The sequence below is a fragment of the Serratia bockelmannii genome (genome assembly GCF_008011855.1).
GTDB lineage: Bacteria > Pseudomonadota > Gammaproteobacteria > Enterobacterales > Enterobacteriaceae > Serratia > Serratia bockelmannii.
Map to the genome: position 1 here is coordinate 695,778 of NZ_VOUX01000033.1, position 12,835 is coordinate 708,612.

The 12,835-nt window shown below is 59.4% G+C and carries 12 protein-coding genes; 2 read left to right on the plus strand and 10 right to left on the minus strand.

Going from position 1 to position 12,835, the window contains the following annotated elements; all coding sequences use genetic code 11:
* Positions 1-119: 119 nt before the first annotated feature.
* The 9 genes from FOT55_RS19835 to chaB form a co-directional block, all read right to left on the minus strand.
* Positions 120-1,694 (minus strand): ABC transporter substrate-binding protein, encoded by a 1,575-nt coding sequence (locus tag FOT55_RS19835; RefSeq protein WP_099817147.1) that lies wholly within the window; start codon positions 1,692-1,694, stop codon positions 120-122.
* A 132-nt stretch (positions 1,695-1,826) separates the two neighbouring features.
* Positions 1,827-2,498 carry an ABC transporter ATP-binding protein gene (locus FOT55_RS19840; RefSeq protein ID WP_147823914.1) on the minus strand — a complete coding sequence of 224 codons (672 nt, stop codon included), beginning with the start codon at positions 2,496-2,498 and terminating at the stop codon, positions 1,827-1,829.
* Positions 2,495-3,337, minus strand: a complete 843-nt coding sequence (locus tag FOT55_RS19845; protein ID WP_025303222.1) for an ABC transporter ATP-binding protein — start codon at positions 3,335-3,337, stop codon at positions 2,495-2,497. Before FOT55_RS19845 ends, FOT55_RS19840 begins: the two co-directional genes overlap by 4 nt.
* Positions 3,327-4,196: an ABC transporter permease gene (locus FOT55_RS19850; protein ID WP_016927339.1), complete on the minus strand. Its 870-nt coding sequence runs from the start codon at positions 4,194-4,196 to the stop codon at positions 3,327-3,329. Before FOT55_RS19850 ends, FOT55_RS19845 begins: the two co-directional genes overlap by 11 nt.
* Positions 4,193-5,248, minus strand: coding sequence for an ABC transporter permease (locus FOT55_RS19855; protein ID WP_147823915.1), 1,056 nt, complete (start codon positions 5,246-5,248; stop codon positions 4,193-4,195). Before FOT55_RS19855 ends, FOT55_RS19850 begins: the two co-directional genes overlap by 4 nt.
* Positions 5,248-6,816: an ABC transporter substrate-binding protein gene (locus tag FOT55_RS19860; protein WP_147823916.1), complete on the minus strand. Its 1,569-nt coding sequence runs from the start codon at positions 6,814-6,816 to the stop codon at positions 5,248-5,250. The genes FOT55_RS19855 and FOT55_RS19860 overlap by 1 nt, the downstream gene beginning before the upstream one ends.
* Before the next feature lie 175 nt (positions 6,817-6,991).
* Positions 6,992-7,945, minus strand: a complete 954-nt coding sequence (gene cbl / locus FOT55_RS19865; RefSeq protein ID WP_147823917.1) for an HTH-type transcriptional regulator Cbl — start codon at positions 7,943-7,945, stop codon at positions 6,992-6,994.
* A 301-nt stretch (positions 7,946-8,246) separates the two neighbouring features.
* Positions 8,247-8,942 (minus strand): gamma-glutamylcyclotransferase, encoded by a 696-nt coding sequence (locus tag FOT55_RS19870; RefSeq protein ID WP_043138579.1) that lies wholly within the window; start codon positions 8,940-8,942, stop codon positions 8,247-8,249.
* 251 nt (positions 8,943-9,193) lie between these two features.
* A complete protein-coding gene (gene chaB / locus FOT55_RS19875; protein ID WP_025303227.1) occupies positions 9,194-9,421 on the minus strand; it encodes a putative cation transport regulator ChaB in 228 nt (75 codons plus the stop codon).
* Positions 9,422-9,551: 130 nt separating this feature from the next.
* Here chaB and FOT55_RS19880 point away from each other — a divergent pair, with 130 nt between their 5' ends.
* Both FOT55_RS19880 and chaA read left to right on the plus strand, forming a co-directional pair.
* Positions 9,552-10,370, plus strand: a complete 819-nt coding sequence (locus FOT55_RS19880; protein ID WP_043138580.1) for a siderophore-interacting protein — start codon at positions 9,552-9,554, stop codon at positions 10,368-10,370.
* 294 nt (positions 10,371-10,664) lie between these two features.
* On the plus strand, positions 10,665-11,768 hold the full coding sequence (gene chaA, locus FOT55_RS19885; RefSeq protein ID WP_025303229.1) for a sodium-potassium/proton antiporter ChaA: 1,104 nt from the start codon (positions 10,665-10,667) through the stop codon (positions 11,766-11,768).
* A gap of 36 nt (positions 11,769-11,804) precedes the next feature.
* On the opposite strand, the gene lpxO is transcribed toward chaA, so the two are convergent.
* Complete coding sequence (gene lpxO, locus FOT55_RS19890) at positions 11,805-12,707, minus strand: lipid A hydroxylase LpxO (protein ID WP_025303230.1); 903 nt, start codon at positions 12,705-12,707, stop codon at positions 11,805-11,807.
* Positions 12,708-12,835 lie beyond the last annotated feature (128 nt).

A 12,835-nucleotide genomic window follows, 5' to 3' on the forward strand; every position in this document is an offset into this window, starting at 1 on the left:
TTTCATTTTATTTCACCCTGACACAACATTTCACGATTCGTGGTGGCAACAGCAAGCGATTTCACGCGCTGTCGGCCTATGGCGCGACAGAAAGCTCGGCCAGGCGCACGGCGTTGCCGTCACTTACTGACCCGATCCAGATACAACATGCTGTTGGCGATATCCAGCCGGGCACCTTCGACATTGTCCCGCAATGCCACCAGCGTTTGCCCCTGCAGCGCCACCACATAGGGCGAACTGGCCTGTAATTCCCGTTGCAACGTGACGTAGCGTGCGCTGCGCGCGGCGCTATTCCCTTCCGCAGCCGCGGCACGCGTTTCCGCGCTGATGGCGGGAATGCCCCACTGGGTGCGCCAGGCCAAGGTTTTCGGCCCGCCTGACACGTTGTAAGCAAAGGCACTGGCGTTGGTGTTCGGATCCAGGTAGTCGGCGCCCCAGTAGGTGAAGATCGCCTGAAAATCGCGGCCGCGCATCTTGCCCCACAGATCGCTTTCCACCACCGGATGGATATCCAACCGCAGTCCGGCCTGCGCAAAGCTGGCCTGCAGCGCCTGCGCGATGTCGGTATACGGCGGCTGATTGATGACGATAAGATCGATGCGCGTACCTTCAGCGATGCCGGCCTCGCGCAGGATCTGTTTGGCTTTGTCTACGTCGAGCTTAAATGGCCGATCGTCGAGCGCGCCGTCCAATCCCTGCGGCAAGAAGGCCTGATGCACGCGATATTGCCCTTTCAGCAGCTGCTCGGCGATGCTCTGATAATCCACCAGCCAGCGTGCGGCCTGCCACAACGCCGGATTGCCCAGCGCCGGATTGTCTTTGCTGCCGGTGTTGAAACCGAGGTAATAGATCCGGGGCGCATCGGCCTGTTCGATGCGCACGCCCGGCGCGTTGCGCAGCGAGTCGAACTGGTCGGCGCCCAGATCGTAGGCCACGTCGGCATCCCCCTTCAGCAACAGCAAACGGCGGGTGCCGGCGTCGCTGACGTTCTTGAATAGCACCGTTTTCAACCTTGCCGGCGACGGCGCGTAATCGTTGCGGCCAAACAGCAGCGCCTCATGCGGCACATAGTTATTTACCCGATACGGGCCGCCGCCGGCGGAATGGCTGCGCAGCCAGGCGTTACCGTAGTCCCCCTGCTGCGCGTGCTCGTTCAGCAGCTTCTCATCCACGATCGAAGCCACGTTCGCCGTCAGCAGCCGCAGCGCCAGCTCGCTGCCGATGTTGGCGGGCCAAGTGAGTTGCACCTGGTTATCCCCCACCTTCTTCAGCTGCTGCTCAACGTTATCCGGCGTCCAGCCAAACTCACCGAGAATAAACGACGGCGCCTTGTTCAGCTTTACCGCACGCACCAGCGAGAAAATCACGTCTTCAGGCCGCAGCGGATTGCCGGAAGCAAAACGTTGCTGCGGTTTCAGGGTAAAGGTCAGGCTGTGGCCATCGGCGCCCGCCTGCCAACTGCCTGCGGCGTCCGGCGCCAGCTTTTGCGGCGCGGCGCGATCCGGCGCCACCAGGCGCTGATAGAGGTTGACCAGATTGGCCGAGCTGACGGTTTCAAAGCTCTCCGCCGGATCGAGGCTGATAATGCCCTCCAGCGAACTGACCACCACCAAGGTATCCTGCGGGGTGGCGGCCTGCGCACCGAAAGCGGCCGCCAGCGCGCCATACAACAAGGTTGGGATTAACCGTTTCATCGATACACTCTCCACAATCACGCGGTTGCGCTGTTTGACGAGTGTAGAGGGTAAGAATTAACAGAAGAACGACGATAAATTGCTTTATTTATTACCAAGATGGATATGCCCGCCACGTTGGCGGGCATAGGGTCAAACGATGATGCGGCCGTGCGCCATTGCCACCGAACGATCGCACATGTGGTCAATCACGTCCGCATCGTGGCTGACCAGCACCATAGTCAGATCGCCCGCCTGTTTCAGCTCGTTAAGCAGGTTAAGGATTTCCGCCTGCACTGACATGTCCAGCGCCGAGGTCGGCTCATCCAGCAGCAACAGCTTCGGCCGCAGCAGCAATGCGCGCACGATCGCCACGCGCTGCCGCTGCCCGCCCGACAGCTGATGCGGATAGCGATCCAGCAGGCGCGGATCCAACCCCACCTGGCGAAAGCCCGCGCCGATTTTGCGTTCAATGTCGCTTTCCTGCAGCAGTTTTAGCGGTTCCGACAGCGTACGCAACAGCCGGTGTTTAGGGTGTAGCGAAGCATAGGGATCTTGAAACACCATCTGCACCTCGCGCCGCAGTTCACCGGTAAATGCCTGCGCCGGTTGTAGCTGCCGCCCGAGCAGTTCAAAACCGCCGCGCCAGCTGTCGTTCAGCCCGGCCAGCACCCACAGCAACGAGGACTTGCCGCAGCCGGAAGGCCCCACCAGGCCGAAACACTCGCCCGGTTCGATGCGCAGGTTAACGTCGTGCACCACGGTGCGCTGTTCATAGCCCTGACGGTGACTGACGCTGAGGTTCTCCAGTGCAATTACGCTCATTTCAACGTCTCCAACAGCGCGCGGTCCAGTACCGGCAGCGGTTTGCCGCGCGTCTCGCGGCTCGGCCGACACGCCCACAGCGTGCGAGTATAAGGGTGCGTGGCCTGCGCCAGCTCTGCTGCCGGCAGTTGATCCAACAGCTCGCCTTTGTACATCACCAGCACCCGCTCGCAGTGGTGCGCCACCTGCTGCAAATCGTGGCTGATCAGGATCAGCCCCATGTTGCGTTGCGCCACCAGATTGTCTATCAGTTGCAGCACCTGATCGCGCATCTGGTGATCCAGCGCCGACGTGGGTTCATCGGCAATCAACAGCTGCGGATCGTTGATCAACGCAATGGCCAGCATCACCCGCTGCCCCATCCCGCCGGAGAGCTGATGCGGATAACGGCCACACAGCGCCGCCGGATCGGGCAACCCCACCGCCGCCAACATATCCAGCACTTTTTCACGCCGCTCGGCGCGGCTTAGCTTGGCATGCAGCACCAGCGGTTCCTCCACCTGACGGCCGATCGGCTGATTGGGATTCAGCGCATGTTTGGGATCTTGCATCACCATCGCCACCCGGTCGCCGCGCAGGCGGCTCCACTGGCGTTCGCTCAGGCGCGTCAAGTCTTCATCGCCCAACGTCAGGCGCTGCGCCTGCAGCTGCAACGGCGGCGGCAATAGCCCCATCAGCGCACGCGCGGTCAACGATTTGCCGGAGCCGGACTCACCGACCAGCGCCAGTCGCTCCCGCCCCATGCTGAACGAAATATTCTTCACCAGCGCCACCGGCTGCGGCCCCGGCACGCCGATCGCCAAACGTTCAACGGTCAATAAGGTGTTATCAGTGCCCATGACGAGGATCCATTTTGTCGCGCAGGCCATCGCCCAGCAGGTTAAACGCCAGGCTGGCGAACAGGATCGCCCCGCCCGGTGCGGCGGCGACCCACCATTGGTCGAAAATCACTTTACTGCCTTCGGCCACCATCGATCCCCATTCGGCGGTCGGCGGCGCGACGCCCATGCCGAGGAACCCCAGACCGGCGGCGGACAAGATGATGCCGCCCAGACTCAACGCCGCGCGCACCACCGCGCTCGGCAGGCATAAAGGCAAAATGTGGCCGACCATCAGCCGCAGCCCGTTGATGCCCTGCATACGCGCTGCCGCCAGGTAGTCGCTGCGGCGCAGCGCCAGGGTTTCGGCCCGCGCTTGGCGGGCAAAGGCCGGCCAGCTGGTCAATGCCAACGCCAGCGCGCCGTTCATCAGCCCCGGCCCCATGACCGCCACGAACGCCAGCGCGATCACCAGGCTCGGCAACGACAGGAAAATGTCGGTCAGACGCATCAAAATACGCTCTACCCAGCCGCCGAGATAACCGGCGCAAATGCCGACCAGCAGACCAATGGGAATGGTCAACACCAGAATCAACGACACCAGGATCAACGTCGGCCGTGCGCCGTAAATCACGCGGGAGAGCAAGTCGCGGCCGAAGCCGTCGGTGCCCAGCCAATGTGCGGCGGAAGGCGGCAGTAACCGCAGCTCGATATGCTGCAGATTGGGATCGAAAGGCGCCAGCCACGGAGCCAGCAGCGCGGTGACGATCAGGATCGCCACCAGCGCCGCGCCCAGCGTCAGCGTGGTCAGGCGCCGACCGCGGCGGTAACCGACGGCCGGCTCGCTTTGCGGTTCGTGTTCAGAGAGATATTGGCTCATCGGGTTCGCGGATCCACTAAATAGGTCAAGGCGTCAGCCAGCGCATTCAACAGCACGAAACAGGTGCCGATCAGCAGCGTGGCGCCGAGGATCGCCGGCGTGTCGGCGGCAAACAGCGCCGAGGTCAGGTAACGCCCGACGCCGGGCCAGGCGAACACCGTTTCGGTCAATACCGCGCCCTCGAGCAGGCTGGCGTAGGAGAGAGACAGTACGGTGATCAGCGTGCCCAGCACGTTGGGGAACACATGACGCAGCAGAATGCGCAGGCGGCCGGCGCCCTTGGAGCGCGCCAGCGTCACGTATTCCTTGTTGCATTCTTCCAGCATCGCCGCGCGCAGCAGCCGGGTGATACCCGCCATCGACAGCAGCGCCAGCGCCACCACCGGCAGCCACAGGTGGCTGATGGCGTTGTAGAACATTTCGCGATCGCCGGACAGCCAGCTGTCAATCAACACGAAACCCGTACGCGGCTCCATGCTGTACAAGTAAATGTCATCCAGCCGCCCCGGCCCCGCCGACCAGTGCAGCGTGGCGTAGAACAGCAGTAGCCCGAGCAGGCTCAACCAGAAAATCGGCACCGAATAACCGATCAGCGACAGCAAACGCGCCGCGTTATCCAGCCAACTGCCCGGTTTGAGCACCGCCAGAAACGCCAGCGTAATGCCGCCGAGAGCGCCGAGGATAATGGCGCAGGTGGCCAGTTCCACCGTCGCCGGGAAGGTACGCAGCAGATCGCTCAACACCGGCTGGGCGGTGATGCGCGAAATGCCCAGATCGCCATGCGCCAGGTGCACCAGATAGCGCCAAAATTGCACCGGCAGAGGCTGATCCAGCCCCAGCTCGTGCCGCACCTGCGCATAGGTGGCTTCGCTGGCGTGATCGCCCGCCACCTGCAGCGCCGGATCGATCGGCGCCAGGTGCGACAGCATGAAGGTGAACAGCAGCAGACCAAGCAGCGTTAACGCCAGCGACAGCGCGCCACCGAGCAGCCGCCCGCCCCTGCGCCAATACCGCCGGGCCGCCCCGACGCTGGCGGACAGGTCAGCAGCCATTACTTGCTGACCTTGCTGTAGAACACCATGTCAGGGTTGATGCCCTGCACATAGCCCTTAAGGTTGTCACGCACTGCGATCAGGCTGCGCGCCTGCAGGCCGATGACAAACGGCGAGCTTTGCTGCACCTCTTTCTGCAGTTGCTGGTAGTCGGCCACCCGTTTGGCGGTGTCGTTTTCTGCAGTGGCGGCCAGCGTCAACTTGCTCAGCGCCGGGATCTGCCAGTTGGCTCGCCAGGCCAGCGTCTTGCTGCCGTCCTCCGGGTTGTAGGCAAAGGCGGCCGCGTTGGTGTTAGGATCGAAGTAATCCGGTCCCCAGGAAGTCAGCGTCGCATCGTAGTTAAGCGTTTTCACCTTGGTGGAGACCTGTGAGCTGATGCCCGGTACCAGTTCGACCTTCACGCCGCCCTGAGCAAAACTGGCCTGCAGCGCCTGAGCGATATCCAGGTACGGCGGCTGGTTGTTGACGTCCAGACGGAAACTGACGTTGCTCAGCCCCGCTTTGGCCAGTATTTCTTTGGCTTTCTGTGGATTGAAGCTGTACGGCTGATCCTTGAGCGCGCCCAGATAACCGTCCGGCAGGAATGCCTGATGGCTCTGGAACTGCCCTTTCAGCAGATCGTCGGCGATGCCTTGGTAATCGAACAGCCAGCGCGCCGCCTCCCAAAACGCCGGGTTGCCGAGCGCCGGCGACGCCTTGGCGTTGAACTGCAGGTAATAAAGCGAGGCGTAAGGAATGGCCAACGGTTTGACGCCCGGCTTGCCCTTCAGGGCCGCCATCTGGTCCGCCCCCAGGTTGCGGGCGATATCGGCATCGCCCTGCTCAATCAGCAAACGGCGCGCGGCCGGATCGGGCACGTTTTTGATCAGGATGGTTTTCAACGTCGGCGCCCCTTCCGGCGAGCCGGGGTTCGCGTCCAGCACCACCACTTCGTGCGGCACATAGGTGCGAATTTTGTAAGGGCCGCTGCCGGCGGAGTGGCTGTTCAACCATTGGTGCCCCAGATCGTCGCCCTGCTGGTGCGCCAGCGCCTCTTTGGCGTCGACAATCGAGGATACCGGCGCCGACAGCAGGCTGAGCACGAAGGCCGGGCTGACGTTCTCATCCCAGCTGATTTTTACCGTATGGTCATCCACCTTGGTCAGGTGTTGATCCACGTTCTTCGCGTTCCAGCCCAGCTGCGTTAGGATAAACGACGGCTCCAGATTCAATTTCACCACCCGTGAAAGCGAAAAGATCACGTCCTCCGGCCGCAGCGGGTTACCGCTGGCGAATTTAGCGTCCGTGCGCAGGCTGAAAGTCAGGCTGCGGTTATCGGTGCCGGCCTGCCAGCTGCTGGCCAGAGTCGGCTTGAGATCGATGGGGTTGTGCGGATCGGACTGGATCAAACGTTGATACAGGCTGTTGAACGACTGCACCGTGGTTAACTCAAATCCCTGGGCCGGGTCAAAGCTGACCACGTCATCGATAGACTGTGCGATCACCAACGTGTTGGCTGGCGTCGCCGCCTGTGCGTTAACGCTGGCCGCCACGGCCAAAAACAGCAAAGAAGGAACGAGCGCTTTCATCTGAAACTCTCCAAGCAGATGGAATTTATAATAATTTTGCGAGTGTATGCGAGCGCGATCGGCAGCTGAAGGTACTTAAATCACTATAGATATTCTTTTTATGTATATAGATGGGGTTTTGATTATTAGGCGGGCAATGCAGAATGCGCGGCAGGAATTGCCTGCCGCTTATCGGTTAAATCTGGTAATCAATCACCGCGTCCAGCTGCGACGAGAAGACCTTGTCTTTGATTTCGGTCAGCGACAGCGTTGGGTTGCACAGTTGGATAAAGCGCCAGGCATAGTTGCGCTGCAGCTGGCTGCGTTTCAGGCCCAGCCATACCGTATTGGGTTCAAACAAATGCTCGGCGTTGAGGCTGACCAACCCGCGATCGCGCTCTTTTTCATACGATATGTCCGCCAGCACGCCCACGCCCAATCCCAGTTCGACATAGGTTTTAATCACGTCGGAGTCTTGTGCGCTGAGCGCGATGTCCGGGGTCAGGCCCGCCGCTTTGAACGCCGCATCCAGCTTCGCGCGCCCGGTAATGCCCTGCCGGTAAGTGATCAGCGGCAAAGTGCTGAGCATCTCCAGCGTCACCTGCGGCTGACGCGTCAACTCGTGCCCTTCCGGCACCAGAATGGTGTGATGCCAGCGGTAATATGGGAACGACGCCAGCGATTCGTCGCTCATCAGCCGTTCGCTGGCAATGCCGATATCGGCTTCGCCGGCGGCCAACATCGAGACGATCTCTTCAGGGCTGCCCTGATTGAGCACCACCCGCACCCGCGGATAAAGCGCGCGAAACTCTTTGATCACCCCCGGCAGGCTATAGCGCGCCTGGGTGTGCGTTGTCGCGATATGCAGCTGGCCCGAGTCGTTACTGCTGAAGACATCCGCCAGGCGACGGATGTTATTGGCGTCGTTGAGAATGCGCTCCGCCACCACCAGCAGCTCTTTGCCGGGCTCGGTCATGCCCAGCAGCCGTTTGCCCCGGCGAATGAATATTTCGATGCCCAGCTCTTCTTCCAGCTCGCGAATATGCCGACTGACGCCGGACTGCGAGGTAAATAACGTATTGGCGACCTCGGTCAGGTTGTAGTTGCAGCGCGCCGATTCACGAATAATTTTTAATTGTTGAAAGTTCATCCCCGTCTCCCTGTTTCTTCCAGTAGCGTTAGCCATATTGATACGGAGTCCCGCGGGGCTGAACAAATAAGAAATAACCTTTACTTATGCAATTTAATACTAAGTCGATCATTCTGCTTCGCATAGGGGATGGGAAACTGAAAAAAAACAGCGAATGACTTTAAAAATAAAGGGATAGATAACCACAATAAAAACATGCCTTCAATCACTGTGCAAATTAAAGTTATTAAATATAGGCATTAGATATAAAAAAAGGGCTCAGCATGCTGAGCCCCTCACCGTGCGCATTCCCGCAGCAGCCTCAGGCGGTGGCCTCACTGCCGATGCCGCCGGTGCGGTTCTGCTGCAGCCATTGCTGCACGCAGCGCACCAGATCGCCGATGCAATCATCCTGCATGCCGTGGTGCTTCAACTCGTTATCCAGCGCAAACAGATATTGCGCGTTGGTGCCCAGCGGGCCGCTGGCGCTGGCGATCAATGGCGCGATCACCTGGTAGCTGGTGTCTTCTTCAAACAGCGGATGCTGCGGGTTCATCACGAATACCAACGCAGTAACCTTCTCGCCGCCATCCAACTGCAGCTCGCACCAGGTCGGCACGTAGCAATCGGTCACCATTTCGCGCTTCCAAAGCAGCTCCAACTCTTCACGCAGTTTGCTTTCCGGCAAGCGAAAGGCCAGGCCCGTAGTGTGGCCGCCGGCCTTCAACGCCAGCATGCGCCCCGGCTGATGCAGCGTGCCGCGCCCGGCGGTCAAGCGCATACAGAACGCCCGGTGCCAACCCTGCAGCTTGGCCGGCCGCACTTCTTCCGATTCGAAAACCGGGTTCCACATCAGCGAACCGTAACCGAATATCCATACGGGGCTGTGACCCGGCCGGCGCGATAAGGTGCAATCCAACGAGGCTGCACGCTGTTCAGGCGTCAGCAACAACGACTCCTCAATAGCGCCGAATGCAGTTTTGCAATCCGCTTTTTGCAGAAAATCTCGCGTTAACACTGATATTACCTCCCGGGAATACGATTTCTCGCCTTCCCTCGCCACTGCTGAACCTTTGATGTTTTATTTTCGGCTGCGGATTTTTATTAATTCAATCACCGCGCCTTATAAGAATGACCTTATTCTTTTCCTGACGTGCAATCAAGTTACAAAGCGGCGTTAAAGTGAAAAAGTATTTGTACTGAGCAGCAATAATATTAATTGCCGGGCTCCACATAATGTCTGCGCGATTTTTACTGCGTGATAATTCGTTACTTTTTATGCCAACGTTCGTCATCGCCCTTACGATAGCTTTGCTTGACCGCCGCCCAAGCCACCTTATGCGCCGTCTCTTCCCGGCTGTCGTCACCGCGCCGGTCATCGGGATCGCGGTATTGTTGCCAGGCGCTGTTGAACGCTTCTTTATAGATCGCCTGCGCATGTTCCGGCAGCACATGCTTCACATTGTCCGGCAAGTCGTTCGTGCTGTGGTAGGGCATATGGCCTCCCCTTTCAGGATGAGTGAACCTTAAGCCTAGCCCACATGCGGTTTCGCCTCAATTAGCAAACAATTCTCATTATCAAACGACATGTTATACTCACCGCCAAACGAACTATAAGGAGATCCCCGTGACTACCGAAGCCCCTCGCTCACGCGCCCCCTACCTGATCGCCGTCAGCCGCGTACAGGACATTACGCCGCACCTGCGCCGCATTACCTTTACCGCCCCCGATCTGCGTTACTACCCGGCCAACGCCGCCGCTGCACACATCAAAGTCTTTTTGCCGCTCGCCGGCCAAACGCAGCCGGACCTGCCGACGCTGACCGAAAACGGCCCGCGTTGGGCCGCAGATGCCGTACGCCCGATCGTGCGCACCTATTCCATCCGCGCCGTGCGCCCGGAACTGGCGGAAGTGGACATCGAGTTCGCCATTCATGACCATCAGGGCCCGGCGGTCGACTTTGCGCGCCAGGCGAAAGCCGGCGATAAAATCGGCATCAGCAACCCAGGCGGCCCCAAACCGATGCTGCCGGCCGCCGATTTCTACTCCCTGGCGGGCGATCCCTCCTCACTGCCTGCGCTGGCCGCGCTGTTGGAAAACCTGCCGCCGCACAGCGCCGGACGCGCTTTCGTCCGCGTCGACAGTACTGCCGACGTGATTGACCTGAAAAAGCCTGCCGGCGTTGAGGTGAATTGGGTTGTCGGCGGCACAGAGAAAACCGACGAATTGGTCGCTCGGTTCCGCGCGCAGTCCGTGCCGCAGAGCGATACCCACTTCTGGCTCGCCGGTGAAGATCGCCTGGTGGTAGAGCTGCGCCGCTACCTACGCCGTGAACGTCAATGCGATCGTAATCGTCTTTATGCTGTGCCTTACTGGCGTGAGGGGCTAAATGAAGAGGGTTACCACAATAAACGGCATGAAATCATGGATAACATTGACGACTGATCGTCTCATTTTCCTTGATTAACCGAGTACTAAACAAGTAAACATGACTTTTCTCAAATCTAACGTTAAAACTTGACGTTATTGCGTAAAAGTAAGTAAATAAAACCGCACCCCGTGCGGTTTTTTTGCTACCCTGATCACATAAAGCAAGCAATTGCTTTCTCAGATAAAAACAACATCACACCGGCGCCGTGGGTGTATCCTAATATAAAATACCTACTGGAAACGCAGAGTTGCCGTATCACGGCAACCGGCGCTGACGGGCTACGCTGTTTGAGAAGGAGTGCCACCCTCATGAAGTCGCAACACGATCCTGGCCGATCCACCAAATCTCGCCACACCGAATACTCTCTGATCTTCCCTATCGCCGCGCTGGTGGTGTTAAATCTATGGGGTAGCACCGATAACTTTCCGCTAATCGTCGGCATCAATATTCTCGCGCTGGTGGGGATCCTCAGCAGCGCCTTCAGCGTGGTGCGCCACGCCGACGTGCTGGCCCACCGATTGGGCGAACCCTATGGCTCGCTGATCCTCAGTTTGTCGGTGGTGATCCTCGAGGTCAGCCTGATTTCCGCGCTGATGGCCACCGGCGACGCCGCACCGGCGCTGATGCGCGACACGCTGTATTCCATCATTATGATCGTTTCCGCCGGCCTGGTCGGTTTCGCGCTGCTGCTCGGCGGGCGCAAGTTCGCCACCCAGTACGTCAACCTCGGCGGCATCAAACAGTATCTGATGGCGATTTTCCCGTTGGCGGTGATCGTGCTGGTGTTCCCGAGCGCGCTGCCTGGCGGCAACTTCAGCACCGGGCAAGCGCTGCTGGTGGCGTTGATCTCCGCCGCCATGTATGGCGTGTTCCTGGTGATCCAGACCAAAACCCATCAGAGCCTGTTCGTGTACGAGCATGAAGACGACGATGGCGATCCGCATCACGGCAAGCCCTCTTCGCACAGCAGCGCCTGGCACGCCGCCTGGCTCATCGTGCACCTGATCGCGGTTATCGCCGTCACCAAGTTCAACGCCAATCCGCTGGAAGGCCTGCTGACCAAGATGAATGCACCGGCGCAGTTCACCGGTTTCCTGGTGGCGCTGTTGATCCTGTCGCCGGAAGGTCTGGGCGCGCTGCGCGCCGTGTTGAACAATCAGGTGCAACGCGCCATGAACCTGTTCTTCGGTTCGGTGCTGGCGACCATCTCCCTGACCGTGCCGGCGGTGACCATCATCGCCACCCTGACCGGGCAGACGCTGATCTTCGGCCTGCAAACGCCGCATATCGTGGTGATGCTGACGGTGCTGCTGCTGTGCCAGCTGTCGTTCTCGACCGGACGCACCAACGTGCTGAACGGCACCGCCCACCTGGCGCTGTTCGCCGCCTACATGATGACTATCTTCGCCTGATCAAAAAGGGGCGCACTCTGTGCGCCCCTGCCTTCGTTATACCGAGAAGAATATCGCCGCGGCGATCCCCCCGAACAAAATCCACTTGATGATGTAATAACCGGTGCGGTTCCAGGCCTTCAAGCGTTTCCCCACCCGGCGTATCGCATAGATGTATTTGAACATCTTGTTGACGCCGCCGGTGCGATCGCCCTCTTCGTTCGGCGCGGTGGCGGCGCTCATCAGATTGCGCCCCAGCCAGTGGTTCACCGCCTGTGCCCAGCGGTAGCGCATCGGCCGTTCGATGTCGCAGAACAGGATCAGACGATTCTGCCCGCTCTGATTTTCCGCATAGTGCAGATAGGTTTCATCGAACATCACGCCTTCACCGTCGCGCCAGCTGTAGCGTTCGCCGTCCACCTCAATGAAGCAGCGGTCATCGTTGGGAGTAATCAGCCCCAGGTGATAACGCAGCGAACCGGCGTAAGGATCGCGGTGGCGCGGCAACCGGCTGCCGTCCGGCAGTTCGGCGAACATCGCCGCCTTGACCGAAGGCAGGCTGCGCAGCAGTTCCGTGGTCTGCGGGCACAGGGTCATGGCGGAAGGATGGCTGTCTTCATACCATTTAAGATAAAAGCGTTTCCAACCAGTCTTGAAGAATGAGTTGAAACCGGCGTCGTTGAATTGATCGGACGCCTTGATCTGCTGGATCTCCATCAGCTTCTGTCCTTCGTCGCGGATGGTTTCCCAGTTCTCCCGCAGTACCGCCAACTCAGGGAACTGCTCCGGCTTCAGGTACGGCGTAGTCGGCACACGGGAAAACAGATACATGAAAACGTTCAGCGGTGCAGTAAAGGTAGAATGGTCAGACAGCTGTCGCCACACGTTGTAGCGCACCCGTCCGCGGTAATGCACATAGACGACGCATAAAATAAGCAAAATCAGAATGATGTATTTCATGTTTGAATCGCATCAAGGAACCCACACGCTATGCGCCGCGCGGCGCACACCCCAGATAATGTCCTTTTGGCGGCACAGGCAAATTGCGCGCCAATCTGGAACCCATTAATCATTAACGCTAACTCAAC

Excerpts from the sequence above, each read along its gene's own strand:
- FOT55_RS19850 (WP_016927339.1), bottom strand. The coding sequence starts at position 4,196 with ATGAGCCAATATCTCTCTGAACACGAACCGCAAAGCGAGCCGGCCGTC.
- FOT55_RS19845 (WP_025303222.1), bottom strand. The coding sequence starts at position 3,337 with ATGGGCACTGATAACACCTTATTGACCGTTGAACGTTTGGCGATCGGC.
- FOT55_RS19855 (WP_147823915.1), bottom strand. The coding sequence starts at position 5,248 with ATGGCTGCTGACCTGTCCGCCAGCGTCGGGGCGGCCCGGCGGTATTGG.
- lpxO (WP_025303230.1), bottom strand. The coding sequence starts at position 12,707 with ATGAAATACATCATTCTGATTTTGCTTATTTTATGCGTCGTCTATGTG.
- chaB (WP_025303227.1), bottom strand. The coding sequence starts at position 9,421 with ATGCCCTACCACAGCACGAACGACTTGCCGGACAATGTGAAGCATGTG.
- FOT55_RS19835 (WP_099817147.1), bottom strand. The coding sequence starts at position 1,694 with ATGAAACGGTTAATCCCAACCTTGTTGTATGGCGCGCTGGCGGCCGCT.
- chaA (WP_025303229.1), top strand. The coding sequence starts at position 10,665 with ATGAAGTCGCAACACGATCCTGGCCGATCCACCAAATCTCGCCACACC.
- FOT55_RS19860 (WP_147823916.1), bottom strand. The coding sequence starts at position 6,816 with ATGAAAGCGCTCGTTCCTTCTTTGCTGTTTTTGGCCGTGGCGGCCAGC.
- cbl (WP_147823917.1), bottom strand. The coding sequence starts at position 7,945 with ATGAACTTTCAACAATTAAAAATTATTCGTGAATCGGCGCGCTGCAAC.
- FOT55_RS19840 (WP_147823914.1), bottom strand. The coding sequence starts at position 2,498 with ATGAGCGTAATTGCACTGGAGAACCTCAGCGTCAGTCACCGTCAGGGC.